Source organism: Sphingomonas telluris, assembly GCF_022568775.1.
GTDB lineage: Bacteria > Pseudomonadota > Alphaproteobacteria > Sphingomonadales > Sphingomonadaceae > Sphingomicrobium > Sphingomicrobium telluris.
Genome location: NZ_JAKZHW010000001.1, coordinates 1,477,011 through 1,500,108 on the forward strand (window position 1 = coordinate 1,477,011; position 23,098 = coordinate 1,500,108).

General features: G+C 63.1%; 27 protein-coding genes. 12 read left to right on the plus strand and 15 right to left on the minus strand.

The annotated features are described in order from the left end of the window. Window positions 1–146 precede the first annotated feature (146 nt). Window positions 147–3,131, plus strand: a complete 2,985-nt coding sequence (gene uvrA / locus LZ016_RS07520; protein WP_241446780.1) for an excinuclease ABC subunit UvrA — start codon at window positions 147–149, stop codon at window positions 3,129–3,131. Window positions 3,132–3,164: 33 nt separating this feature from the next. Here the strand turns inward: uvrA and LZ016_RS07525 are convergent, their stop codons facing one another. Continuing rightward, window positions 3,165–5,033: an ATP-dependent nuclease gene (locus LZ016_RS07525; protein ID WP_241446781.1), complete on the minus strand. Its 1,869-nt coding sequence runs from the start codon at window positions 5,031–5,033 to the stop codon at window positions 3,165–3,167. Between the two features lie 243 nt (window positions 5,034–5,276). On the opposite strand from LZ016_RS07525, the gene LZ016_RS07530 reads away from it, so the two are divergent. The 5 genes from LZ016_RS07530 to LZ016_RS07550 all read left to right on the plus strand — a co-directional run bounded on the left by LZ016_RS07530 (window position 5,277) and on the right by LZ016_RS07550 (window position 7,950). Then, window positions 5,277–5,942: a hypothetical protein gene (locus LZ016_RS07530; RefSeq protein WP_241446782.1), complete on the plus strand. Its 666-nt coding sequence runs from the start codon at window positions 5,277–5,279 to the stop codon at window positions 5,940–5,942. Continuing rightward, window positions 5,943–6,353 (plus strand): hypothetical protein, encoded by a 411-nt coding sequence (locus LZ016_RS07535; RefSeq protein ID WP_241446783.1) that lies wholly within the window; start codon window positions 5,943–5,945, stop codon window positions 6,351–6,353. A 100-nt stretch (window positions 6,354–6,453) separates the two neighbouring features. Beyond that, window positions 6,454–7,068, plus strand: a complete 615-nt coding sequence (locus tag LZ016_RS07540) for a hypothetical protein (RefSeq protein ID WP_241446784.1) — start codon at window positions 6,454–6,456, stop codon at window positions 7,066–7,068. A gap of 257 nt (window positions 7,069–7,325) precedes the next feature. Beyond that, a complete protein-coding gene (locus LZ016_RS07545; RefSeq protein ID WP_241446785.1) occupies window positions 7,326–7,541 on the plus strand; it encodes a hypothetical protein in 216 nt (71 codons plus the stop codon). Window positions 7,542–7,725: 184 nt separating this feature from the next. Further along, on the plus strand, window positions 7,726–7,950 hold the full coding sequence (locus LZ016_RS07550) for a hypothetical protein (RefSeq protein ID WP_241446786.1): 225 nt from the start codon (window positions 7,726–7,728) through the stop codon (window positions 7,948–7,950). Here LZ016_RS07550 and LZ016_RS07555 read toward each other — a convergent pair. Both LZ016_RS07555 and LZ016_RS07560 read right to left on the minus strand, forming a co-directional pair. After that, the gene (locus LZ016_RS07555; protein ID WP_241446787.1) at window positions 7,947–8,267 is read right to left on the minus strand and encodes a hypothetical protein; all 321 of its coding nucleotides are present in this window, start codon (window positions 8,265–8,267) and stop codon (window positions 7,947–7,949) included. The two genes, LZ016_RS07550 and LZ016_RS07555, sit on opposite strands and share 4 nt — an antisense overlap. Before the next feature lie 8 nt (window positions 8,268–8,275). Continuing rightward, entirely contained in the window at window positions 8,276–8,794 is a 519-nt protein-coding gene (locus tag LZ016_RS07560) for a superoxide dismutase family protein (protein WP_241446788.1), read from the minus strand. An 87-nt stretch (window positions 8,795–8,881) separates the two neighbouring features. Here LZ016_RS07560 and LZ016_RS07565 point away from each other — a divergent pair, with 87 nt between their 5' ends. Then, window positions 8,882–10,453, plus strand: coding sequence for a spinster family MFS transporter (locus tag LZ016_RS07565; RefSeq protein ID WP_241446789.1), 1,572 nt, complete (start codon window positions 8,882–8,884; stop codon window positions 10,451–10,453). On the opposite strand, the gene LZ016_RS07570 is transcribed toward LZ016_RS07565, so the two are convergent. Then, window positions 10,450–10,617 carry a hypothetical protein gene (locus LZ016_RS07570; protein ID WP_241446790.1) on the minus strand — a complete coding sequence of 56 codons (168 nt, stop codon included), beginning with the start codon at window positions 10,615–10,617 and terminating at the stop codon, window positions 10,450–10,452. The genes LZ016_RS07565 and LZ016_RS07570 overlap by 4 nt on opposite strands. Between LZ016_RS07570 and LZ016_RS07575 the strand changes: the two genes are divergently transcribed. After that, window positions 10,609–10,989: a hypothetical protein gene (locus LZ016_RS07575; RefSeq protein WP_241446791.1), complete on the plus strand. Its 381-nt coding sequence runs from the start codon at window positions 10,609–10,611 to the stop codon at window positions 10,987–10,989. The genes LZ016_RS07570 and LZ016_RS07575 overlap by 9 nt on opposite strands. Here the strand turns inward: LZ016_RS07575 and LZ016_RS07580 are convergent. The 3 genes from LZ016_RS07580 to LZ016_RS07590 are packed head-to-tail and all read right to left on the minus strand — an operon-like array spanning window position 10,986 to window position 12,810. Continuing rightward, window positions 10,986–11,375 (minus strand): HK97 family phage prohead protease, encoded by a 390-nt coding sequence (locus LZ016_RS07580; RefSeq protein ID WP_241446792.1) that lies wholly within the window; start codon window positions 11,373–11,375, stop codon window positions 10,986–10,988. The two genes, LZ016_RS07575 and LZ016_RS07580, sit on opposite strands and share 4 nt — an antisense overlap. After that, window positions 11,372–11,692, minus strand: coding sequence for a DUF6127 family protein (locus LZ016_RS07585; protein ID WP_277622522.1), 321 nt, complete (start codon window positions 11,690–11,692; stop codon window positions 11,372–11,374). Before LZ016_RS07585 ends, LZ016_RS07580 begins: the two co-directional genes overlap by 4 nt. Continuing rightward, window positions 11,689–12,810: a phage portal protein gene (locus LZ016_RS07590; RefSeq protein WP_241446793.1), complete on the minus strand. Its 1,122-nt coding sequence runs from the start codon at window positions 12,808–12,810 to the stop codon at window positions 11,689–11,691. The genes LZ016_RS07585 and LZ016_RS07590 overlap by 4 nt, the downstream gene beginning before the upstream one ends. Before the next feature lie 363 nt (window positions 12,811–13,173). Between LZ016_RS07590 and LZ016_RS07595 the strand changes: the two genes are divergently transcribed. Next, window positions 13,174–13,827, plus strand: a complete 654-nt coding sequence (locus LZ016_RS07595) for a PEPxxWA-CTERM sorting domain-containing protein (RefSeq protein ID WP_241446794.1) — start codon at window positions 13,174–13,176, stop codon at window positions 13,825–13,827. Between the two features lie 4 nt (window positions 13,828–13,831). On the opposite strand, the gene LZ016_RS07600 is transcribed toward LZ016_RS07595, so the two are convergent. From LZ016_RS07600 to LZ016_RS07635, 8 genes are all read right to left on the minus strand, one after another. Further along, window positions 13,832–14,443: a DUF4118 domain-containing protein gene (locus LZ016_RS07600; RefSeq protein ID WP_241446795.1), complete on the minus strand. Its 612-nt coding sequence runs from the start codon at window positions 14,441–14,443 to the stop codon at window positions 13,832–13,834. 105 nt (window positions 14,444–14,548) lie between these two features. After that, a complete protein-coding gene (locus LZ016_RS07605; RefSeq protein WP_436286361.1) occupies window positions 14,549–15,862 on the minus strand; it encodes a DNA-packaging protein in 1,314 nt (437 codons plus the stop codon). 5 nt (window positions 15,863–15,867) lie between these two features. Beyond that, on the minus strand, window positions 15,868–16,371 hold the full coding sequence (locus LZ016_RS07610; RefSeq protein WP_241446797.1) for a hypothetical protein: 504 nt from the start codon (window positions 16,369–16,371) through the stop codon (window positions 15,868–15,870). 380 nt (window positions 16,372–16,751) lie between these two features. Then, a complete protein-coding gene (locus LZ016_RS07615) occupies window positions 16,752–16,928 on the minus strand; it encodes a hypothetical protein (protein ID WP_241446798.1) in 177 nt (58 codons plus the stop codon). Between the two features lie 610 nt (window positions 16,929–17,538). Then, complete coding sequence (locus LZ016_RS07620; protein WP_241446799.1) at window positions 17,539–17,901, minus strand: hypothetical protein; 363 nt, start codon at window positions 17,899–17,901, stop codon at window positions 17,539–17,541. Between the two features lie 40 nt (window positions 17,902–17,941). After that, complete coding sequence (locus tag LZ016_RS07625) at window positions 17,942–19,300, minus strand: vanadium-dependent haloperoxidase (RefSeq protein WP_241446800.1); 1,359 nt, start codon at window positions 19,298–19,300, stop codon at window positions 17,942–17,944. A gap of 282 nt (window positions 19,301–19,582) precedes the next feature. Continuing rightward, complete coding sequence (locus tag LZ016_RS07630; RefSeq protein WP_241446801.1) at window positions 19,583–20,005, minus strand: hypothetical protein; 423 nt, start codon at window positions 20,003–20,005, stop codon at window positions 19,583–19,585. A gap of 706 nt (window positions 20,006–20,711) precedes the next feature. Further along, window positions 20,712–21,239: a fasciclin domain-containing protein gene (locus tag LZ016_RS07635; protein WP_241446802.1), complete on the minus strand. Its 528-nt coding sequence runs from the start codon at window positions 21,237–21,239 to the stop codon at window positions 20,712–20,714. A gap of 256 nt (window positions 21,240–21,495) precedes the next feature. Between LZ016_RS07635 and LZ016_RS07640 the strand changes: the two genes are divergently transcribed. The 3 genes from LZ016_RS07640 to LZ016_RS07650 all read left to right on the plus strand — a co-directional run bounded on the left by LZ016_RS07640 (window position 21,496) and on the right by LZ016_RS07650 (window position 22,922). Beyond that, the gene (locus LZ016_RS07640) at window positions 21,496–21,702 is read left to right on the plus strand and encodes a cold-shock protein (RefSeq protein WP_241446803.1); all 207 of its coding nucleotides are present in this window, start codon (window positions 21,496–21,498) and stop codon (window positions 21,700–21,702) included. A gap of 85 nt (window positions 21,703–21,787) precedes the next feature. Then, a complete protein-coding gene (locus LZ016_RS07645) occupies window positions 21,788–22,012 on the plus strand; it encodes a hypothetical protein (RefSeq protein ID WP_241446804.1) in 225 nt (74 codons plus the stop codon). 256 nt (window positions 22,013–22,268) lie between these two features. After that, window positions 22,269–22,922, plus strand: coding sequence for a PEPxxWA-CTERM sorting domain-containing protein (locus tag LZ016_RS07650; protein WP_241446805.1), 654 nt, complete (start codon window positions 22,269–22,271; stop codon window positions 22,920–22,922). The last annotated feature ends 176 nt before the right edge of the window (window positions 22,923–23,098 follow it).

The window sequence follows — 23,098 nt, forward strand, 5'->3', positions numbered from 1 at the left end:
TCTCCGAATGTGAGCGCTAACATGCCCGATTAGGCGAAGGGAAGCTGGTTGCAGTTTGCGACGACTGCACCCATCTAAACAAAGCCGCGTTGACCATCAGCTGTGGCTCGCTACAATCAGAACATAAACGGAACGAAAACCAGCCGATGCTGACCCATATTTCCGTCCGCGGCGCGCGGGAGCACAATCTGAAGGCCGTCGACGTGGACATCCCGCGCGAGAGCCTGACGGTCATCACCGGCCTGTCCGGATCGGGCAAGTCGTCGCTCGCCTTCGACACCATCTATGCCGAGGGCCAGCGCCGCTACGTCGAGTCCTTGTCCGCCTACGCTCGCCAGTTCCTGGAAATGATGCAGAAGCCGGACGTCGAGCATATCGACGGCCTCTCGCCCGCCATTTCGATCGAGCAGAAGACGACCTCGCGCAACCCGCGCTCGACGGTCGCCACGGTCACCGAGATCTACGACTACATGCGCCTGCTCTGGGCGCGCGTCGGTATCCCTTACTCGCCGGCAACCGGCCTCCCGATCGAGGCGCAGCAGGTGAGCCAGATGGTCGACCGCGTGATGAGCCTGCCGGACGGCAGCCGGCATTACCTGCTCGCGCCCGTCGTCCGCGGCCGCAAGGGCGAGTACCGCAAGGAGCTCGCCGAGTGGCAGAAGGCCGGCTTCACCCGCGTCCGCATCGACGGCGAGTTCCACGACATCGAGGACGCCCCGGCGCTCGACAAGAAGTACAAGCACGACATCGAGATCGTCGTCGACCGCATCGTCGTTCGCGAAGGCATCGAGCCGCGTCTCGCCGACAGCTTCGAGACCGCGCTGAAGCTCGCCGAGGGCCTCGCTTACCTCGACCCCGCCGACCCGCAGCCCGACGCCGATCCCGCGCCCAAGGGCATGAAGCTCGACTACGCCCCGCCCGGACGCATCCTCTTCTCCGAGAAGTTCGCCTGCCCGGTCAGCGGCTTCACCATCGCCGAGATCGAGCCGCGCCTGTTCAGCTTCAATGCGCCGCAGGGCGCCTGCCCCGCCTGCGACGGCCTCGGCGAGAAGCTGGTGTTCGACGAGGACCTCGTCGTTCCCAACCACGCGCTGTCGATCAAGAAGGGCGCGGTCGTCCCCTGGGCCAAGTCCAACCCGCCTTCGCCCTATTACATGCAGGTGCTGAGCTCGCTCGCCCGCGCCTACGGCTTCGACCTCGAAACGCCGTGGGGCCAGCTCCCGGAGGAGGCGCAGGATGTCATCCTCCACGGCACCAAAGGCCGCCCGGTCACTCTCCGCTTCGTCGACGGCCGCAAGTCCTACGAGGTGAAGAAGCCGTTCGAAGGCGTCATCGGCAACCTCAACCGCCGCATGCTCCAGACCGAGTCCGCCTGGATGCGTGAGGAGCTCAGCCGCTACCAGGCCAGCCGCCCGTGCGAGGTCTGCCACGGCGCTCGCCTCAAGCCCGAGGCGCTCAGCGTGAAGATCGCAGGAGAGGACATTTCCCTCTCCAGCCGCCGCTCGGTCGCCGACGCTTACGCCTGGTTCGGCAGCCTCGAGGAGAAGCTCAACCCGACCCAGCGGGAGATCGCGCACGTCATCCTCAAGGAGATCAACGAGCGCCTCGGCTTCCTGCACAATGTCGGCCTCGACTATCTCCACCTCGACCGCACGTCGGGCACGCTGTCGGGCGGCGAGAGCCAGCGCATCCGCCTCGCCTCGCAGATCGGCTCAGGCCTCTCGGGCGTCCTCTACGTCCTCGACGAACCGTCGATCGGCCTTCACCAGAAGGACAACGACCGCCTCCTCGAAACGCTGAAGCGCCTCAAGTCGCTCGGCAACACCGTGCTCGTCGTCGAGCATGACGAGGACGCGATCCGCCACGCCGACCACGTCATCGACATGGGACCGGGCGCGGGCGTCCACGGCGGGGAGGTCGTGTGCCAGGGCACGCTCGAAGAGCTGCTCGCCTGCGAGACCAGCGTCACCGCCGACTACCTCAGCGGCCGCCGCGAGATCCCGCTCCCGCAGAAGCGGCTGAAGGGCACCGGCAAGTTCGTCACCGTGAAGGGCGCCAGGGCCAACAACCTGCAGAACGTGACGGCCAAGTTCCCGCTCGGCACCTTCACCTGCGTCACCGGCGTCAGCGGCTCGGGCAAGTCTTCGCTGACCATCGACACGCTCTACGCCGGCGCGGCCCGCGCGCTGAACGGCGCGCGCATCGTCTGCGGCCCGTGCGAGGGCATCGACGGCCTCGCCAACCTCGACAAGGTCATCGACATCGACCAGTCGCCGATCGGCCGCACGCCGCGGTCCAACCCGGCGACCTATACCGGCGCCTTCACACAGATCCGCGACTGGTTCGCTGGGCTGCCGGAGGCGCAGGCGCGCGGCTACAAGCCCGGCCGCTTCAGCTTCAACGTCAAGGGCGGCCGGTGTGAGGCGTGCCAGGGCGACGGCGTCATCAAGATCGAGATGCACTTCCTGCCCGACGTCTACGTCACCTGCGACGTCTGCCACGGCGCGCGCTACAACCGCGAGACGCTGGAGGTGAAGTTCAAGGGCAAGTCGATCGCCGACGTGCTCGACATGACAGTCGAGGACGCGGCCGAGTTCTTCAAGGCCGTCCCCGGCATCCGCGACAAGATGCGCATGCTTCAGGAGGTCGGCCTCGGCTACATCAAGGTTGGGCAGCAGGCGACGACCCTGTCGGGCGGCGAGGCGCAGCGCGTGAAGCTGTCGAAGGAGCTTTCGCGGCGGGCCACGGGCAAGACGCTCTACATCCTCGACGAGCCCACCACCGGCCTCCATTTCGAGGACGTGCGCAAGCTGCTGGAGGTGCTCCACCGCCTGGTCGAGACCGGCAACACCGTCGTCGTGATCGAGCACAACCTCGACGTCATCAAGACCGCCGACTGGGTCATCGACCTCGGCCCGGGCGGAGGCGTCAACGGAGGGAAGATCGTGGTCGAAGGCACGCCCGAAACGGTCGCTGCAGAGCCGAAGTCGGCCACCGGTCAGTACCTGAAGCCCCTCCTCGAACGCGCGAGCGTGAAGCCGGAGGTGGTGGAGGCGGCGCCGAAGAAGGCCAAGCGGGCGCGCAAGGTGTCAGCGGACGAGGATCAGCCCGATTTGATTGCGGCGAAGTAGGAGGAGACCCCCAGTTCGGACTGACTTAGACAATCACTGCAGAGCTAGTTTGTCCTGAAGGGTCGCGAGCACCTTCTCGAACGTCGCGAAAGTCTCTTCTAGGAGGGGAGTATAGTCCTGCGTGGCCAATAAAAGTTGGAAAAGCGCTGATCCCTTGGCCTTTAGCTTCGCCTCAGAGTCCAAGCCGCTGTCCTCAATCAACTTATGAACATCTTGCCCATAAATGCCTTCAAACGCAGACCCATTGAGCGAAGAATCAGCCTCATCCAACGTCATGATCTGCTCATCTTGAAAACGGTATTCGTCACGATACCTTTTGGCCTCTGATTTCCCCTTGGTATCCGCATCAAGGAGCACTACAAAACTAAGTCCAAGCCCCCGAAGAACCGAAGCCACGATGCCCATCTCCCCGGCACCAAGCGCAGAGAAAACATGCAGATTGCTGTCGGGCGCGATCCTTCTCAAAAGATAGACGAAGGGATAGTAATCGAACTTACCTTCAACGACTATTGCTGGGCCAGTTAGCATCAAAGGGCTAAGCTTCACTCTCAGCGCATCTAGTGCTGGTTGAAAGTAAGTCATGCGTGTAGGATTATCTGAAACGAATCTTTTATATCTAATCGCTACTATATCGTTGCTGTTTGGGTAGAATGACGCAAAGTCCGCTTCATCCAGATCTATTGCGTTATTGTTGACTATATAGGCTTTCTCAAGCCAATTTGGGTTTATAAGGTAATGGCTGTGGGTCGAATATATAATGCGATCCTTCGCACCCATGATTTTGTCGAAACTTTTCAGTAGTTCGACTTGCGCTGATGGATGTAGATGAGACGCCGGTTCATCAAATAGAAATACGGTTCCATGCTCGCTCGTGCCGGATGCTCTAAACTGCGTGAATAGCAAAAAGGAAAAGAACCAGCGAAAACCTAGTGAGCGTTCTTTTAAGACATACTTATATTGCTGCCTCTCGATGAGATGCGGCTCAACATAAACCGAATTTTCGCGCGCTTCATCGACACCCCATTTTAACTCAACCCGAAGTTGTAGCTCTTCCTTTTCGAGGATAAACTTCCACGCTCCCATTATAACGCGACTTATTTCGTTAGAAGCCGCTCTAACTACGCTGTCTACATGGTCCGTCTTACTAGCGTCGCTCAGCGCAGCTATACCATACTCATCTATGATCTTTTTCACTCTATCTAATATATGCGTATCAAGAGAGTACTTGGGATTGATGTGTTTCAGAACGTCTGAAAATACTCTGCGGTAATAAGAATCTTTGACATCGTCTTCCAGAGTTTGGGTCAAATATATCCTGTCTGGCATGTCAAAAAGAAACGTCGGAAAATATACAATTTGTGGAATTCGCTTGTTTAGAACTGCGACTGCTGTTTGCCAGATAGGGTCTGATCCAACGTGGCAATTGTAGTCTATGTAACCGGAGTTTCCTTTCTTATATTTGAAGCTGAGCCTCCAGAAGCGATTCCTTTTCTTTAAGGTACTATCTTCGAAGTCGAACGCCTGTTCGAGATTTAGATCTGATTCCAGTGAACCTGGGACCAGCCGGACGTTATGCCTTGCCCAGAGCGCAGTCCTAACGGCCTCAATGTCAGATTCGTCCAGTTCAACGTCAGCCTCGATCGATATTCTATCGGTGAACAGGCCCCGACGCTCCTTCGGTATGAAGGTTAGGGGATCTACTTCAGCGTAGACGGTCTCGAGGAGATTCTGTGTCTCTTCATCTGAAGATAGAAAGTTTGAAATCGCTTCTAGGACCGTGGTTTTTCCACTCTCATTGAGCCCGATCAAAGTCACGACTTTGCCCGGAGCACCCGCATCTAGCTCAATCGAAGTGTACTCTATCCCTCGAAAGTTGGAGATTGCAAAACGAAGCAGTTTCACTGACTGGATGCCCCAATATCATAAGGTAGACCCGGCAGATGTAAAACTGCCGTTACGAATCCTGAGAGTCCAGTAGATTGGATTTAGCGGGCTAGAGAGCGCCGCGAGGTTCGCGCGCAAACAGCTTGAGCTCGCCGCGCCCCGGCGCCAGCCCGCTATGGGCGCTAGTCGCCACCCCTTGCTCACCGTTACCCCTCCATGGCAAACAGCCGCGACTTTCGCGGCAAGGGAAAGGGGCGTCAGGTGCAGTGTCAGGAATGTGCTGCCGACGTGCCTGTGCTCCGGGAGTTCTGCCCGAATTGCGGAGCGCCGACGGACCCGGGCATTCGCGCTAGCCGGCGCGGCGCGCCGGTCGGACGTTCGGAAGACGAGCTGCACGCAAACCGCAAAAAGGTGATCATCGGCGGCGCCGTGGTCCTGCTCGCGCTGGCGGCAGTGGGCAAGTTCGGGCTGACCGGCCCCGCGATCCACATCGACACCGACGGTCCGCGCAAGGGACCGACCGTCATCGAGGCGCAGCAGGTCTACGACGCCTATCGCGACGACCCCGGCTCTGCCGCTAAGCGGTTCAGGGGCCATGAAATGGTGGTGAGCGGCGAATTCCTGCGCCTCGTGCCGGACGGCTACGGCAGTCTCGACATGCGCCTGAAGACGTCCAATCCGGAAGCCCCGCTCGGCGCCGACCTCGCCGGCATCGCGATCGAAGACGCCAAGAAGCTGGTGCCGGGCCAGCGCGTAACCGTCAGCTGCAAGCGCATGGCGGGTGGAGGCGACGACCCCTGGCTGCAGGACTGCGCGATCCAGCCCGGAGCGGAGAAGAGCAGCAGCGGGCCGGGCATCCCCGAACCGCCGGCCCCGCCCCCGCCTCCACCAGCGCCGCCCGCACCCGGAGGCGGAAGCGAAGGCTAAGTGGGCCGCCGTCGCGATCCCGACTTCAAGACCGGCCATCTCTGCCGCTTCTGCGGCGAGCTCGTCCCCTGGGGCACGATCCTCCGCCTGATCCGCGTCGACCCCGACACGCCGCCCTTTATGGTTCAGGAAAGCGCCTGCCACACCGAATGCCTGCGCAAGCACCTGCGCCCCGAAATGCCGCTGACCTTCCACCGCCACTGGCACGGCCGGACTCCGCTGCTCGATGACGCTGGGGACGTGGACGGCAAGCCATGCGCCATGTGCGCCAGGGACATCGCGCCGGCCGACCTCGTCCGCCTCCGCGTCCAAAAGCCCGTCGGGCCTCTCAAGGCGGCTGAATTCGACGAGCAGACCCTGCCCCTCCACTTCGAATGCCTTGCCGCCGTCAGCACCTCGCGCCTGTTCTAGGCTGGGCTTGTTGTTTTCAGTTCATGCATCAAATCGCGGCGCACAGTCGTTCTACCCCCCGAACTCACCGGCGTTTCCCGGATGAGATGAGGAAATTTGCATGACCATGTTCAAGAGCGTTCTGACCGCCGCCGCGGTAATCGGCGGCCTCGCCGCCCCCGCCGCTGCGCAGTATCAGTACCAGGCGCCTGTGCCACAGCCGGCGCCGGGCCAACCGGGCTACGGCTATTATCCGCCGCAGCAGGGATATCAGCAGGGCTACGGCCAGCCGGGCTATGGTTATGGCCAGCCCGGTTATAGCCAGCAGGGCGATCTCGGCTCGATCATCGGCCAGCTGCTCGGCAACCGTTACAATGTGAACGACCGCACGGCCGTCCAACAGTGCGCGAGCGCGGCCATGGCTCAGGCCTCCAGCCAGTACCGCCCGCAGCCCTATGGCAACGCCTACGGTTACAACAACAACCGCGGCTATCAGCAGGGTTACGCCCCGAACATGCGGGTCACCGCGATCACCAATGTCGAGCGCCGGAACAACGGCCTTCGCGTATCCGGATTGCTGGACAGCCGCGGCGGCTACCCGCCTCACGGCCAGGCCTACGGTTATCAGAACAACGGCTATGCGGCGACCGGCGACCTGCGCTTCCGCTGCAACGTCGATTATCGCGGAGCCGTCACCAACGTCCGCATCAACCGCGCCAACACCTACCGCGGATAAACGGGGTCTGCCCGGCCGGCGTAAAGTCAGCCGGGCAGCCAACTCAAGCCAGCTGTAGCCGCGCCACAAGTCAGGCGAAACGGCAACCCGCTCGGATAAACCCTCGTTACGGCTCAGGTTTTTTACCGCCCGTACGAATCCTCAATTGCGCGGCACCCCGATGAGAGTCACACTCTCAATGGGTGAGGTGCCGCTTTCGATTCGATGGCGTCAGGGAGTGCGTGACCTACAACTGCCAACCGGGGCGGAGGCAGAACATGACGTCGAAGGATCGGGACTACTTCATGTTCCGTGCGGAACAGGAAACGCGGGCGGCACGGTGCGCCACCAACAGACAGGTGCGCGGCCGGCACGAAGAACTCGCCTGGCTTTACCAGATGCGCGTGCAGTTCTTCGACCGGGCGGACAGCCATGAGGCATTGGAACGGCACGAGGATCACGAGCCGATCATGCACATCAACGTCGCTGCCTAGGCACGTTTCGTCGGCAGCGGGAGGTTCGCCGGAACAGCCGTAATCCTGCGTTCATTTCACGTGCGCACTTATTCGTCGTGCGGGTGTCACAAACGCCAAGCACAGTTCGGCAGGCATCGACTGCCGAGTCGGAAGCGGGGGCTTCCCTGTACGCGTTCTCAATCCTGAGGGGCGGAGAAGGGATATGAAGGCGGAAGACCGCGACTACTACCTCAAGCGCGCTTCGCAGGAGGACGACGCGGCCCGCAGCGCCGCCTCGCTAACCGCCCGCTGGCGTCACGAGGAGCTCGCAAGCCTATACCGCCTCCGCGCTCAGCAGCTCGCACGTACGGATGACGAAGAACCATCGGGCGCTATCGTCCCGGCCTTCATCCTCGTCCCGGCGCCGCCGGAGATCGAAGCCGCCTAGCGCGCGTTGCTCTTGATCGCTCGCGCGGCTTCGCGAGCCGCGAAGCCGAGGATCGTCCCAAGCCCGATCGCGCTGATGCCACCGGCCGACGAGGTCGCCTCTCCGGCATCCTTGGCGGCGTGCTTGGCCGCCTTGCCTGCCTTCTTCGCCGACTTCGATTTTGCCATCGCATCCGCGGCGGCAATCAGGCCAGCGGCCACGAGGTCGGCGACCAGTGGGTTCTGAAGCAGCGCGTACGCTTTTCCACCGCGCTTGCGCAGCTTCTTCGGAATCTTCACGCCGGCGATGTGCTTCGGCAGCTTTGTGGTTTTTGTCATGGGGGACGCTATAGCACGGCGCAGGCGATGCGGTCGCCGCTATTGCCGCTCGGGTCCGTCTTCTCGTCGTCCTGCCCCGCGTGGATGACAAGGGCCGCCCCATCCGCATCCAGCAACACCGGTCCGTCCCCGAAGCCATCGCTGCTCACTCTCGCGCCCGGCACCAGCAGACCCGCCGTCAGCTTGCCGTCCGCGCCAACACCAAGGTTGCCTAGATCGCCCGTGTGATAGCCCGCGGGGTTCTGGTGACCGTGCTGCTTGCTCGTCGGATTCCAGTGCCCGCCGGCCGAGGTGAACTTCGGTCCCTCGCATTTGCCGACGGCGTGCAGGTGCGCGCCATGCATTCCTGCGGGAAGCCCAGTCGCGTCGATCCGCAGCGTCACGCCGGTATTCTCCGCGAACACGCGCACCGTACCGATGCTTGCACCACTCGCGTTTACGAGCGGCACCGTCGCCACAGGAACGTCGGGCGCGGCCATCGGGACGCAGCCCGCCAGACCCAATGCCAGAACACTGATACGCAACATCACTCTCTCCCGTTCGCAACTATGCGTGGCTTGCCTTTCTGTTCCGCTCCGCCAGACTTGTCGAGTTGGTGAGGGAGAGCGCTGGCGATGAGCAACGATACGACCTCACCGGCGCGCGCGTCGGGTTACGCCTGGTACGCGCTGATTCTGTTCGTGGTCGTCTACGTCTTCAACTTCATCGACCGGCAGATCGTCAGCATCCTCGCTGAAAGCATCAAGGCCGACCTGAAGCTCGACGACGCGCAGATTGGCTTCCTCTACGGCACCGCCTTCGCGGTCTTCTACGCCCTGTTCGGCATACCCCTCGGGCGCCTGGCCGACAGCTGGTACCGTGGCCGCCTGATGGCGATGGGGCTCGGACTTTGGTCGTCGATGACGGCCCTGTCCGGCCTGGCCCAGAACTTCGGGATGCTCGCCGCGGCTCGCATCGGCGTTGGGATAGGCGAGGCAAGCGCGTCTCCGGCCGCCTATTCGATGATCGCGGATTATTTTCCCAAGGAGCGGCGGGCAACCGCGCTCTCGATCTATTCGAGCGGCCTCTACATCGGCGGAGGCATCGCGCTTCCGCTGGGCGGCTTCGTCCTCGCCTGGTGGGCTCGCAACTATCCCGACTCCGCCATCGCTCCGTGGCAGGCCGCCTTCCTCGCCGTGGGTTTGCCCGGGCTGCTCCTCGCCATATGGATCTGGTCGCTCAAGGAACCCCTGCGCGGCGCGATCGACGGCCACGCCGCGGACATCGTGCGTCCGAATGCCTGGGGCGAGTTCGGCCGAGAACTGGTAGCAATCATTCCGCCGCTGACTTTGTTCAGCGTGGCGAGACTTCCCGGCGCTCTCGTCCCTAACTTGCTGGTTCTCGCCGTTAGCGTCGCAGGCGGATTCCTGCTCGGGAGCCTCAGCGGCGACTGGCCGCAATGGATCGCCTGGTGGCTCGGCATCTACGCCGTGTTCAGCTGGACCCAGTCCCTCAAGCGTCGCGACCCTGCCACCCACAAGCTTCTTTGGGGAACACCTGTCGCGACCATGCTTGTCGTCGCGTTCGGAAGCATCAGCTTCATGACCTACGCCGTGGCCTTCTGGATTCCGCCCTACCTGCTGAGAACCTTTTACGCGGGCCCGACCGACGTCGCCGTCTTCCTCAACGGATCGACCGCCGCGGAAGAAGTCTCCGCCCTATTCGGCTGGAGCGCCGCACTGGCTTCCGCAGTCGGCGTGATTGTGGGCGGGATCGTGAGCGACAAACTGCGCCGTCGCCACCCCGGCGGAAGGCTCTACGTGAACATGGCCGCGATCATCCTGCCCGCGCCCGCAATCTTCTGGGCGTTCACGACGGATAACCTCGTCACCTTCTACCTGCTCGCTCCGTACATCAGCCTCTGCAGCGCGCTCTGGGTCGGCGCGGCGGTGGCAACGCTTCAGGATCTGGTGTTGCCCAGAATGCGCGGAACGGCCGGCGCTACCTACGTGCTCGGGACATCCATGGTCGGCCTCGCGCTCGGCCCTTATTGTGCAGGCAAGGTCGCGGCCATCACCGGCAGCCTCGCGACGGGCATCTTCTCGCTGTACGTCGTTCCGCCGTTCACGCTAGTCGCCCTGTGGATCGCCTCACGCCGCATCGGCGACCTCGAAGCCACCCGAGAAGAACGCGCCTCATCGGCCTAGCTGCCGAGGTCGAATGGCAGCGTGACCGGCCGGGACTTCGCATAATCGCCAACCTGCGCGACGCCGACGGTGACCAACCCCGTCACGCCGACAAGCGCGTCCGCAGGTACGATCAGCTTCGGCGACGATGCCTCGAAGCTGAGCGTCCCTGTCGAATGTTCCATCGTTCCCTTGCTCTTCTGGCCCTCGCCGGCGCTTCAAATGCGAATGTCGCGACCGTCGATCCGAACAATGATTCCGACTGGGCCGTGCTTTTCGAATTCTTCGACAGGATGGCCGCCGCCAAGCAGGCTCCGACCGATATCCGGAAAGAACTGTTGATCATGGGCCTCTGGTTCGAAACGGTCTGGGATCGGGATCATCCCGGTGAGAACCCCCGGCAGGGCGAGCATTTTACCGCGATGGTCAAAGCCATGGGCGAAGACCCGAAAGCCTATCGCGATACGCTCAATGCCTGCGCGGCGCGTGCGAACGCAGATCCGATCTTCAACGCGTTCGCGACGGAGCTTCGTAATGCCAAGCCGCCCAAGCCCTAATCTGCCTCGACCACATGTACCCGCGCGAGCCGCTGCATCGGCTTCGCGACGAGGCTGACCTCAACCAGGGCGAGATCAATCAACTCACGATGCGCGCCCGACCGCGCCTCGCGTACTCGATAGCCGAAGCTGAGCCCGTCGAGCTTCCCACTCTGCAGCAGCAACCCGGCCCGCGCATCGTCGACCCGCGCAATCACGCGCAGCCCGCGCTTGTCCTCGGACAGATGCTCGATCCGCCCGAGAACCCGCCCCGCCTTGTGCTGCCACAGCAAAGGCACCTCCCCCGCCCGCCTCAGCGCGTCCGCGAACGCGCCCTTGCGGATGATGTCGCCGCCACTGTCCGGCCGGTCGAACACCGCCGCATATCCCGCAAAGCGCACGCTCATCGCGTCACCAGCTCGGTCAGCCGAAGCCGCACCGCCAATCCGATCAGCAACAGCGCCAGCACGACACTCACGGCCCAGGCCGCAACGGCCCGCGCCGCACTCCGCTTCGCATCCCGCCACGCCGACAGAAGCTCGCGAAGCTCATCCATGTCCCGCCGCGCCCGCGCGTCGTCCAGGCCGAGCTGCGCCAATGCTCGCCGCGCCCCGCTCTCGCTCGACTCCTCGGCGAGCGCGCGCAGCGTGACCATGTCCACACCGCGCCCTTCCGCCTGCGCCATCAGGCTCGCGAGCAGCGCATCCGCCGTCACCACCGTCATGCCTCCTCCCGCTTCGCCGCGAAGCCCAGCTGCTCGCGCTTCTCTTCCTCGCTGAGGAAGCTCGCCGCCCCGACCTGCTCCCAAAGCTTCGACCGGTCCTCGGCCAGCTCGCTCAGCTGGTCCGTATCGACGGCCAGCTTCACCGGCCCCATCCAGTCGCTCAGCATCGTGCCGAGCCCGCTCAGGATCCGGCTCGCCATCGGCAGGATCGTCTGGCGATAGAGCGCCCGTCCCGCCTCACGCGCATTGGCGTAGGTCGCATCGCCCGGAAGCCCGACCAGCACCGGCGGCACTCCAAACGCCAAGGCGATGTCCCGTGCCGCGCCTTCCTTCAGCGCGACGAAGTCCATGTCCGCCGGCGTCATGCCCAGCGCCTGCCACTTGAGCCCACCCTCGAGCAGCAAGGGCCGCCCCGCATTGCCGCTGCCGGAGAATTCCGCCGACAGTTCGTCCTTCAATCGCGTGAACTGGTCGGTCGACAAGGTCGTCCCGTCACCCGGATCGTAGACGAGCGCCCCGCTTGGCCGCGCTGCATTGTCGAGCAGCGCCTTGTTCCAGCGAGCCGCCCCATTGTGCACCGTCGCGGCCGGGCAAGCCGCGTCCAGGCAACCCATGCCATAATGATCGTCGCGCGGATGCAGGCTCTTCAAATGCGCCAACTGCATTCGCCCAAGCGGATCGCGAGCCTCGAACCGCGTGACGCGCCCGGCCACACGATAAAGGTACGCCGTCGGCCACCCCCGCTCGTCCGCGACGACGCTCACGCGCTCCGGCCGCAGAATGAAGATCTCCGCCGGCGCCCCATCGTCGCCGACGATCAGCTGCGCATAGCTGTTCCCATGCAGCAGCAACTGCGCCGCAATGCTCTCCAGCAATCCATCTGCCGACACGATCGCCGCAGCCCGCTCGTCGCCCTTCGAGGCATAAATTGGCAGCGCACCGAGCATCCCCGCGACCAGCCGCACCGCGCGCTGCCCCACAGGATTACGCCGGAACACCTCGTCGAACTGAGTCTCGTATCCGCGCGCAAAGCCCTCGCTCTCGCGCGCACTCAACCACGCCGGCGCATAAGGCCGCGCGTCCGGAGCCGCAGACTTGCGGCCGAACCAGAATCGCATGCTTTCTCCTTGGTGTTCGCGCGAACGACCGCGCGACTGATCTACATTAGCTTCGGCAACCCCTCGCGGCTCCGAGAGTTTGGGGCGTTCGAGGGCGCGCGTGACTGCGCCTCTGCGCGGAACTTCCCTGTTGCGCGCATAGCCGTCGTCATGCGGGAAGCCCCCCGACGCGCGGACGGCTAGGGAAGGCGACCCGCAATGTCCTAACCGCGGGCCGCCTTCTCCTGGCTTCACCTCCGCCCCAAAATGGGACGGCGCACAAATCATTACGTTCTTGTCACTTAACGAAAGTTAACTATGGCTGTGCGCCTGGAATAGGGGGGTAGCCCAGTTCCACTTGCATGTATGCTTGAGGAGGCGCGTGTGAATTCAGTAATCTCCGGCAGCGTTGCTGCCCTTCTTGCCTTGACTGCGGCGACCGCCGCGAATGCAACTTCGATCAGCGGAAATGGCAACCCGGCGTCCGATCCCGCTCTCGCGGGCGGCACGCAGGTCACGTTCACCGGACTGGCGAACGGCACCTATCCGTCGCTCGATCTCGGCGCCGTGACGATCAGCGGCGTCGGCGGGAACGTCAACATCGATACGACCTATGCGGGTCAGTACAACACGACCGGAACGTACCTCGACAACAACCAGGGCTCGACGACGGACCTCCTGTTCACATTCGACAGCGCCGTGTCGGCGTTCGGCTTCAACCTCGGCGCTCATGACTCGTCGTGGACCATCACGGCCTACAACGGCGCGACCTTGCTCGACACCTTCACCTTCGGGGCGATCGGCGGCAGCAATGCCGGCGAATATTATGGCCTGAGCGTACCCGGGATTACCTCGGCGCACCTGTCGACCACGGAATCATACGACTGGGTCCTGCTCGACAATTTCACGTTCGTGACCGGAGGCACCAGCTCGGGCGTTCCTGAGCCCACCACCTGGGCGATGATGCTCGTCGGCTTCGGGGCCGTCGGCTTCTCGCTGCGCCGGCGCAAGCCCGCCGCAGTCGCGCAAATCGCCTGAACGGCTAAGCGTTCGTTGAGATGCCGCTGCGCGCGAGTGCGGCGGCATTTTTTCTTGTCTCCCTCGCGTGAGCGTTAAGGCGCTTCGCGACCTCCACCTGCCCGAGGAAATCCTCCATCATCTCGGCGACTTCGGCTTGTGGGCCCAGCCGCACCGGCTCCCCCTGCCCGCGCCATCTCGCCCAGGCCACCCCCTTCTCCAGGCTGAAGATAATCCCGCTCGGCTCCCTGTGCGCCTCGACCTGGTCGTCCTCCGCGACGATCCGGCGCACCAATTCCACGAAGCCGATGAGGACGCCCGACACGATCAGGAACAATCCTACCGTAAAGACGTCGGACGGGCCCTCAAGCAATTCGTTGGCAGGCCCCACGAACAGGGCATCCCCAATCAGCGCGGACGCCACCGCGACCATGCTCGCGTTGAGCCAGCCCAGCAATACGGCCGAAATCAGCACGAACGGCACGTAACCGGTGACCGGAATGCCGCTGACGACCCCATCGACCGCAAACCGGATCGCCGTTGGAATCGCGACCGCCGTCGCTCCAACGACAATGGCGGCGCGGCCGTTAAAAGGATGCGACTCAAGCCAGCGTCTCAGCACGGCTTTGATTGTCATGGGAACGTTTCCCAGCGCGTTCAGCGACCCTCGTCTTTCCGTAATTCAAACAAGGCCGGCCGTCCCTCAGGTATTTCCTTGATTTGTGAATATTTCACCTTCGAATCACAACGCCCGAACGCGGGGAATCCCGCTCCGGGTTTCGCCCAGTTCGGTGAGCGCCCAGACCATCGCATCGGCGCGGTCCGGCGACCGCGTCGGCCCCTCGTAGCCGCCCCCGAGCGACAGTCCGGCCAGCTCATCTTCGAGCGCCGGAAAGCGCCCAGCGAAGTACGCCCGCCCGCTCTCGAACCGCAGCGCGATCGGGTCGGCCCTCGCAACCTTTCCGCGCGATGCATGGACGAGCTTCACACGTACGCCGATCTCGGCTGCACCGAGCACGCTTCCGACCATCGCGCCGCCATTGTTCGCCTCGGCGACCACCATGTCCGCGTCCCATCTAGTCACGGCACCGGCGACGCGCCGCGCCCAGCCGTCGGGGCTCAGCCCCTGGCAGCTTTCGTCCGCGATGACGTAGAGCCGCCCCTGCGAGCGTCCGGCCACCACGATCCCGCAGGCATCGCTTTCCGCGCCCGCTCCTGCCGGCGGATCGACCCCGACCACGATGCGCTCGAACCCGGCAGGCCGGTCAGCCCGCGAACATTCGATCAGGTCCCGCGGCCAAAGCGCGCCTTCGACGTCCGCGATCAGCTCGCCGTCCAGCTCCTGGCGCCCCAGCCGCGTCCCGCCATAGGTCGCCGTCATCACCTCGACGAAGCGCCGGTCCAGGTTGAGGTTCTCGCTCGTCCGTCCCGTCGTCGTCACCGTCCACTTGTCCTTTTTAATCCGCTCGAGCAGCGGTCCCGGCCGCGGCGTCGTCGTGACCAGCACCCGCGCCCGCGATCCCCGCCGCAGGCCCATTTGCAGATTGTCCCACGCCGCGTCCGCCTGGCTCCATTTGGCCAGCTCGTCCGCCCAGGCGAAATCATGCTCGGGCCCCCTCAGCCCGTCGGCATTCTCGCCCGAAAAAATCTGCGCCTCACTTCCGTTGCGCCACTTCAAGCGACCAAGGCTCGGCTCCCAGCTCAACCGCACGCCATGCAACTTGGCGACCCGCAGCAGCCCGCTGACGCCCTCGACCATAACGTTGCGCGCATCGTGCATCGTTGCGCCGACGAGAGCGATCCGGACCCCGGGCTTCGCGCCTGCAAGCGCATGAACCCACTCGGCCCCTGCCCGCGTCTTCCCGAACCCGCGCCCCGCCATCAGCAGCCAGACGCGCCAGCCTTCGCTCTTGGGCGGAAGCTGGCTCTCATGCGCCCAAGCTTCGAAACATGCGTCCAGCCTCAGAATGTCGGGCGGGCTCATCGCGCCGATGATCCGGATTGCCTCCTCGATCGGCGCCTTCGCGAGCTGCAGCATCAGCTCGCGCATCGACATCGCCTTCATTCGGACGGCGCGGCCTTCTCCTGGCGCTCCCGCAGCCGCTCGAGCTTGCCGATCAGTCGTGCGCGGATCTCCTCGACATCGTCGGCAGCGATCTCCGTCTCCGCCTCGCTCGCCGTATCGCGATGCATCCGCAGCAAAGTCAGCGCGATCTGGTTCGGATACTCGCGCATCCTTTCCTCGCGTCCGTCGGTTTTGATGACGATCTTCTCGGTGCCGTTGAGCGCCCGCTCCAGAAGCACCAGCTCCAGCCGCTGATAGGCCGTGCCGATCGCGTCCAGCCATCCAGCGCGGAAGGCGGCGTCGCTCTTGCGCCGGCGATAAGCTTGGCTTTGCGATACGCCGGCCTGCTCGCAGGCAAGGCTGACGTTGCACGTCTCCGCGAGAACCGAGAGGAACTTCGTCTCCTTCGCCTTGGTCCAGCTGCGTTCCGACCCCTTGCGCACCTGCGCCGTCTTACCTCCGACGAGCACCAGCTCGCCCGCCCCCGCCTTCCGCGCCATTCCCCGACCCCCAAAACGGCTTCGGGCCGGTCACTCCCGAAGGAGCCCGGCCCGAAACCCAATTCTTCATTGTGCCTACCGTGTACCGAAACAGCGTGACGATGTCAACAGCTATTTCGCCTATCTGGTTATTTCTTAGGCGCCCGCCCTGCTGGATAGCGGCGGCTCGGACCACAATGGGGAGGCCCGAGCCGCCTTCCTACTGCGCCATAGGACGGTTCCCGCTCCCCTCGCGTCGCTCACCAAGGGAAAGGGTTCCGCGGACGTCTTTACTCCCTGTCTCAAAGCGGGACACCTTACCATTCGTTAGCATCGAAAATGAATCAGCGCCGCGATGCGCTTTCGATGTGATCCAGGACATCGTTGGCCATAGAAGCTGGTTATCCTGACTGCTTCTGCCCGTCCTCGTCCGGCTCAGACTCAGGCTCGTCATTCGCGTTCGCGGCTAGCTTCGAACGGTACTCTTTCAGGAGTTCTCGACAGCGATCCAGGCTGTCCTCGAGCCGCTCGTTCACTTCTTCGAGGCGAGCGATCTCGCTCTTGTCTTTGTCATTCATTCTACTCGACCCACTCGGCGCGCGTGTTCCGAATAAGCGTTGAGCTTCACTCCCGCTCCAACGGCTGATCGCCGCTACCTTCCTCTTTGTCGCGCATCAATACCTGACGGCGCATCTCCAGCGCTTCGTTCGCGTGCGTCCCACAAAGAAGAACCCCATTGAAAACGATACTCGCTGCGTACTCGCAACCCCGCCTGAAACACGGCGGGAGCTCCTTTTTCGTCATGGAACGGCAGTAGCCAGCAGTATCAGTTTCGATCCACAACTTTCTGATCGCGATGCGACAAATGCACCTGGATGATAGCGGCGCGGCTCAGGGCCAGAGGCGCAGCCCGATTGGAAGAAGGCGACCCATCCGGAGGGGGGCGGGCCGCCTTCTGCGAGGTAACGGGGATGTCATTGCTCGCAGGGGTAAAACGAACAACCGGCCCATGACGTTCCTGGAACGAAAGAAGGCGGCCCCGCCGCACGCGGGACCGCCTCCACTCCCGAGATTACAAACGCCGAACCCGGAGCGACGCCACCGGGGCGACATTCGGCGCGGACCGTAAACCAATCATGGCTGTTCGGGTTCCAGCGCCGGTCGCTGCAGGTCAGGGATCCGTCGAGCCTACCAACCCGCCGGTTGGTCCGGTCTGACTTTCAACGGAGTGCCTCCGGGGCCTGCGTTCGAAGCCAACACCGGCATGAAGGGCGTGGTGGAAACTTCCACGACCGTCATGCCGTCTCTGACCGTCGACCGGCGTACGTAAATCGGCTCGCCGGCCGCGGCGGCAGGATCTACCGAAATCTTGCCGGTCGGCACGACAAGAGAGATGCCCCTTCCGAGCGTCTGCTGCTGCCGCCCTTTCACCGCAGTCGCGGTCCCCGCGGACTTGCCATGGTCCACAACTCGCGAATCCTGGGCAAAGGACGCGGGGACACCGCCAAAAACGACCGCGAAACCAATCGCTAAACAGAGAGCGGTTCGCATCAACCTGACACCTACCATAGGCCGAGCGTCTACGCCGGCGTTACTCGCGTTCTTCCTGCTTGCACTGGCCAGAGTTGCGGCAGTTGAAGAAGTGCGCATCCACGTAATCGGCCACCGATTTCCCGAGCATGGCGCCATGAACGTCAGCCGTGCGGAAGTGAAGGCCACCAACAATCCGCGCCTCGATCACGTCGGGGATGACATCGGTGAAGTGGCTGTAGTGCCGGGTCGATCCGCTCCCAGGCACCGTCGCGAGGCCCGGGCTTACGATATCGAACTCCGCGGCGTCGTTGCCGAAGAACGCCTTGGCGGCGTTCATCAAGCCGCTGAAGACGCAGTTGGCGCCCGATGGCTCGTCTGCGTATGGCGGCAAGGGCAGGAGTGAGGTCCAGCCGCCATCGGCCTCGGTCGCATCGTTGCCGTCGGTGGCGGCGAGCTGGATGGCGCTCGTGGGCCGCCAGAAGCTCCAGCGGGCCTTTTCTGCAAAGCAATTGATCGCGCTGTCCGCCATCGACATGCTGGTCATGGCGTGGAACCGCGCTTGTTCGGTGATTGTCAGCCCCTTCGAGGCCGCCACCTGCCGCATCGCCCCATACAGCATGGGAAGCGGGTGTCCGCCAGTCCAATACGCCAGCGAGGTCTGAGCTGGCGTGCGCGTAGCTGAGTCGACCCGGCCTAGCGACTTCACCTCGTTGAACTCGGCCGTGTATTGCGCGCTTGTCAAGGGGAGCGGCGGCCCTGCCGTGTGAATGTAATCCGAGCTCGGCAGGGTGAACGGTCGCACGTTGCGCACCCAGGCGTTCGGATCGTTTACCGGATTCGGGCGCCATTCTCCAGGGCCCGGGTTCGCGGGGACCGGATAACCCGGCGGGCCGAAGCGGCCGTCGCCGACCCGGTTGGCCAATATCGCTGCCGCAGCCGCGGTTCCGACTTCGATGCCTTTGGCCTTGGCGTCACCGTCCGGGATCTCGGCCAGCGAGCTGGCGTATTCGGAATCGAGACGGGCTTTGATCGCGGCCTTGACCTGGGCGGTCAGAGTCGCCGTCAACGGCGCCTGATCGACGAGGCCGCTGAGGGCATGATGCGCTGCTGTCGCAGCGGCTGCGCCCTTGGACGCGCTGGTCGGCGCCTTCAGTCCGGGCAGATAGGCGTCGTGCCCGCCCTTGATGGCGTTGACCGCGTCGTAGACCGCGCCCTGGACGATCGCGAGATGTATGGTTGCGACCGGAGGCGTGAACTGCATGCCTGGCACGGCGGCAGCTGGTCCGTTGACGAGGGTCGTGATGGCCCTTTCATTCCACATGCGCACCGCATCCTTCTCGGCCGCGTAAGCGGGGCCGGATGCAAAGGTGGCGGCGAGCAGGGCGATGGAGCAGAGCCCGGAGGTTAGCCTCCTCATACGCGCTCTTCGCGGAAGCCGGTTTGAATCGTTTGAGGTTTTCGGAGACTTGAAGGAGTCAAACGCGCTATCGATTTTCGAGATCATCATGGGACGTCCTCCCCGATACCGGCGTGAAGCCCCGCTTACTGCCGGGCTGAGCCGCGCTTACGCCCTCCACTTTCTACAGTTTTGCCGTGAGTCGTTTCACTCCGAAAACCACGCGCTGTGAGGTTATCATAAGTTAACTGGTCGTGCACTTACGTTGCTTTAGCGACCACCATAATCTCGACGGTTTCACAGCTAGAGTTTCCGTTTCAACCCGTGCAAGGCACCGATCCGTCGCTCAGCCAAGATCGGGACGGCCAGGATCCTGATCCACCGCGCCTCCGACGCCGCTGGTTCGATCGCCGCGTCGAGAATGAAACCATAGGCGCGGCTCAGCGCATATTTGCGGACGCGCTGTAGAGCCTCTCTCGAGCATTCCTCGTAAAGCGCTACGATTTGCTCGCGAACAATTGGGCTGCCCGTCGGCAAGCCGAATAGCTCATAGACTTTCGCTGACCACGTAAGCCTGTCCTCGCCCGCAATGTCGCAGTGCCAATAGCCGGCGTCGGGATCTGTTTCGGCCTCGGTCAGATCGGGAGACGCGATGAAAACGTATCCCTTCGCAAAGGTGCCCGGCGGCGCCTCATCGAACAGCGCTCTTACGAAAGAGCCGGTCATGGCGCAGCCTTATTCACCTTTGCTCATCATGACCCCGGGAGCACGTTATTCAACGCGAATTTGCTAAATGTCGACGGCATCGTCCAATCGCCGACCGCGATCCGACGCGGACGACGGGAACTACACGCCCGAGTGCCGTTTCGTTTCGGAGCCGTCCCTTACCGTTGGTTATCTTGTTGAAAACAGCGGCCGACGGGTAATCGCGCCGGCCATGAGAAGTCACAAATGGAGCGAACTCGAGTCGGACAAATGGGTGATCGGATTGGCTGTGTGCCTCCCCATCGTCCTGGCTATCGTGCTCGTCGAAATAGTAACTCTTCTCGTTGGGTGAGGCGAAAGGCGCGCCTCAGCTGGGGCAGCTAGTCTCCATCAGACCACGCGGGTCGCCTCGCTTGACCTTATGGTGCCTTCGAGTTCCGTGAGCGCTGCCTCCAGAGCTCTGACTTTATCGTCGAGCCCCTCAGACTCCCTGCCCTTCAATAAACGCAAGGTTTCGCGGAGTTTGGCAATGAGCTGCAGCGCATAAGCCCGGGGAAGATCCGAAGCGGGTGGGCCGGCTTGGGGACGGCAAGTATCGCACGCCACGCGGTGACTCCAGTTCACCAGTTAAGCGACCGGTACAACGCCGATTCCCCAATTCGTTCAGTACGCGCTTTGTGCCGTACTGCCGGCTCAGGCCGAAAGCCGGCAGCAGGCTGCCGTCCATTTAGTTTGGCAGGAAGACACCATCGGTCACGTGGATCACGCCGTTGGACTGCTGAAGGTCCGCGGTGACGACGGTGGCAGTGCGTCCGCTCTCGTCGGTGACGACGACTTTCCCGTCCACCAGTCTCGCGACCAGCGGGGAGCCTTCGAGGGTCGTCAGAGTGGCCTGGCCGCCGCCTTGATTGATCAGCTGCACGATCGCAGCCGCGGTGAACTGGCCGGCCACGACGTGGTAGGTCAGGATTTTCACCAGCTGATCGCGGTTCTGCGGTTGCAGCAGGGTTTCAACTGTTCCGGCCGGAAGCTTGGCAAAGGCGGCGTCGGTCGGTGCGAAGACGGTCAGCGGCCCCTTGCTGGCCAGATCATCGACCAGTTTCGCTGCTTTGATTGCCGCGACCAATGTCTTGTGATCGGGGGAAGTCTGGGCTGCAGCGATGATATTGCCCTTGGGCGCACTATAAGCGGTTGAAGGCGCCGCGATCAGCAGAGCTACGGCTGCGGTCTGCAGCAGCAAACGGGATACGGACATAGAAAGCCTCCATGGAATTTGAGGCTCCTCACTTATTCCTACGGCCGTCGCGTCTCGATACGGCACTTCGGTCAGCGTCGCGCCCCAGGCGCCCCCGGAGCACAAATTCGTAAGATGAAAGCGCCTGTGCTAGGGAGCCTTCGCTACTAGTCGCAATCGGATGGTTTTCAGGCGCTTTGCGGCCCTCATTCCCTCTTTTCGCTTCTCCTAGCGATCACTGACCGCGCACGCGGTCGCACTACGAAGGAATGAGCATATGCCCATCGGCACAGTAAAGTTTTTCAACGACGACAAGGGATACGGATTCATCGCCCCCGAAGACGGCGGCAGCGATGCGTTCGTGCATATCTCCGCCGTTGAGCGGGCCGGAATGCGCACGCTCCAGAAGGAACAGCGCGTCAGCTACGAGCTGGAGCAGGGCCGCAACGGCAAGTTGAGCGCCGTGAACCTGCAGTCCGCGTAACGGACTTGTTTTCCTCCTTCGGGAGGGCCCTCGAGCCAGTTCCGCCAAGTGCGGAGCCGGCCGAGGGAGTTGATTGGAATCTTTGATGGTCGAAGCCCACACAACAACCCGATCGAAGGATCGGGAAACCTATTTGCTTCGCGCCGAAGCTGCGCGCGCGGAGGCGGCTGAAGCCACACTTGCCAACGTCCGCGAGCGCTGCCTGCGAGCCGAGGCCGCATGGATGGAGATGGCCGCTCGAGCCGAACGCACCGAAACCATGCGAGCCCAGCGGGAGAGCGAGAAGGCGCACCAGGAATCCGTCGTCTGACGGATTGATGCTCTCGGTCCGAGTCTCTCAGGCTTCGCTGACCAGCCACCCCAGCCCACTGCTAGGAACCTACGTCAGTAGCGGCGCCTTCCCATAATCACGCGTCCGGGCGACGAGCATTTCGGCGACGCCATTGCACTGGCAACTGTGCCAAAATGAAACACTCACCCCGAAAAGAACAGCAGTAGGAACGTTATGGTTAACGGCGCTTTGCTAGTTCCGGCTCCAACTATTCTCGGAGTTCGGAGGCGTCGCCATGCATATGCTTACGAAAGCCGCGCTCGGTTTTGCCGGGCTACTCGCCGCTAGCTCACCCGCAAGTGCCGCAGTCACCATCAACTTCACGGGTTCGACCGCGATCCCTGGATCGAACGACTTCCAGTCGGACCTGAATGGCCTTGGACTGACGCAGCTCGCGACGGGTGCGGGCACCTCCATCCTTCTCGATGCGGATTCTATGATCAGCTTCGAGCTGCTCGGGACTGAGAGCAGCCTCGACGACACCTTCTCCGCACCCGGCGTCTCCTACACGGAGATGACGACGCTCCTGAACAGCTTCGCCACGCCCATCGCGCTCGGCAGCTCGATGCTTGCAGCGGGCGATCTCGCCGGCCTGCTCATGTTCAGCACGTCGGCCGGAGGATCCGCGACGATCGGCGATCCCGGCTTCGGCATCTTCATCGGTCCGGACTTCACTTCGGGCGGCACGACCTCGGTCTTTTACCTCGGCTACGACGATCGCGTGACGAACCAGGACGACGACTTCGACGATTTCGTCGTCCGCGCGACTGTCACGCCGTTGTCGGCAGTGCCGGAGGCCGGCACGTGGGCGATGATGCTGCTGGGCTTGGGCGTCGCCGGCGTCGCGCTGCGCCGCCGGAGCGGCCGGACACTCCCGCAACTGGCATGACCCTGATCCCCCGCGTCGCTAACGCTAAGAAGCGGTCCGGTGTCTCCCCGGCTCCGGACCGCCTCCCATTTGCGACAGTGGGAATTGCCTTTGGGGCGACAATCCCAGCCGCTGACTAAGTCGAGGCGATGGGGGCTCCAACTCATCGAAAGTTAGTGGGCCGTCATGGGCGGTAA

What these genes read in the sequence shown, in the direction of transcription:
- uvrA (WP_241446780.1), top strand. Translation starts at nt 147, where the DNA reads ATGCTGACCCATATTTCCGTCCGCGGCGCGCGGGAGCACAATCTGAAG.
- LZ016_RS07540 (WP_241446784.1), top strand. Translation starts at nt 6,454, where the DNA reads ATGACCATGTTCAAGAGCGTTCTGACCGCCGCCGCGGTAATCGGCGGC.
- LZ016_RS07545 (WP_241446785.1), top strand. Translation starts at nt 7,326, where the DNA reads ATGACGTCGAAGGATCGGGACTACTTCATGTTCCGTGCGGAACAGGAA.
- LZ016_RS07550 (WP_241446786.1), top strand. Translation starts at nt 7,726, where the DNA reads ATGAAGGCGGAAGACCGCGACTACTACCTCAAGCGCGCTTCGCAGGAG.
- LZ016_RS07555 (WP_241446787.1), bottom strand. Translation starts at nt 8,267, where the DNA reads ATGACAAAAACCACAAAGCTGCCGAAGCACATCGCCGGCGTGAAGATT.
- LZ016_RS07560 (WP_241446788.1), bottom strand. Translation starts at nt 8,794, where the DNA reads ATGTTGCGTATCAGTGTTCTGGCATTGGGTCTGGCGGGCTGCGTCCCG.
- LZ016_RS07565 (WP_241446789.1), top strand. Translation starts at nt 8,882, where the DNA reads ATGAGCAACGATACGACCTCACCGGCGCGCGCGTCGGGTTACGCCTGG.
- LZ016_RS07575 (WP_241446791.1), top strand. Translation starts at nt 10,609, where the DNA reads ATGTTCCATCGTTCCCTTGCTCTTCTGGCCCTCGCCGGCGCTTCAAAT.
- LZ016_RS07570 (WP_241446790.1), bottom strand. Translation starts at nt 10,617, where the DNA reads ATGGAACATTCGACAGGGACGCTCAGCTTCGAGGCATCGTCGCCGAAG.
- LZ016_RS07580 (WP_241446792.1), bottom strand. Translation starts at nt 11,375, where the DNA reads ATGAGCGTGCGCTTTGCGGGATATGCGGCGGTGTTCGACCGGCCGGAC.
- LZ016_RS07585 (WP_277622522.1), bottom strand. Translation starts at nt 11,692, where the DNA reads ATGACGGTGGTGACGGCGGATGCGCTGCTCGCGAGCCTGATGGCGCAG.
- LZ016_RS07590 (WP_241446793.1), bottom strand. Translation starts at nt 12,810, where the DNA reads ATGCGATTCTGGTTCGGCCGCAAGTCTGCGGCTCCGGACGCGCGGCCT.
- LZ016_RS07600 (WP_241446795.1), bottom strand. Translation starts at nt 14,443, where the DNA reads ATGACAATCAAAGCCGTGCTGAGACGCTGGCTTGAGTCGCATCCTTTT.
- LZ016_RS07605 (WP_436286361.1), bottom strand. Translation starts at nt 15,862, where the DNA reads ATGTCGATGCGCGAGCTGATGCTGCAGCTCGCGAAGGCGCCGATCGAG.
- LZ016_RS07610 (WP_241446797.1), bottom strand. Translation starts at nt 16,371, where the DNA reads ATGGCGCGGAAGGCGGGGGCGGGCGAGCTGGTGCTCGTCGGAGGTAAG.
- LZ016_RS07615 (WP_241446798.1), bottom strand. Translation starts at nt 16,928, where the DNA reads ATGAATGACAAAGACAAGAGCGAGATCGCTCGCCTCGAAGAAGTGAAC.
- LZ016_RS07620 (WP_241446799.1), bottom strand. Translation starts at nt 17,901, where the DNA reads ATGCGAACCGCTCTCTGTTTAGCGATTGGTTTCGCGGTCGTTTTTGGC.
- LZ016_RS07625 (WP_241446800.1), bottom strand. Translation starts at nt 19,300, where the DNA reads ATGAGGAGGCTAACCTCCGGGCTCTGCTCCATCGCCCTGCTCGCCGCC.
- LZ016_RS07630 (WP_241446801.1), bottom strand. Translation starts at nt 20,005, where the DNA reads ATGACCGGCTCTTTCGTAAGAGCGCTGTTCGATGAGGCGCCGCCGGGC.
- LZ016_RS07635 (WP_241446802.1), bottom strand. Translation starts at nt 21,239, where the DNA reads ATGTCCGTATCCCGTTTGCTGCTGCAGACCGCAGCCGTAGCTCTGCTG.
- LZ016_RS07640 (WP_241446803.1), top strand. Translation starts at nt 21,496, where the DNA reads ATGCCCATCGGCACAGTAAAGTTTTTCAACGACGACAAGGGATACGGA.
- LZ016_RS07645 (WP_241446804.1), top strand. Translation starts at nt 21,788, where the DNA reads ATGGTCGAAGCCCACACAACAACCCGATCGAAGGATCGGGAAACCTAT.
- LZ016_RS07650 (WP_241446805.1), top strand. Translation starts at nt 22,269, where the DNA reads ATGCATATGCTTACGAAAGCCGCGCTCGGTTTTGCCGGGCTACTCGCC.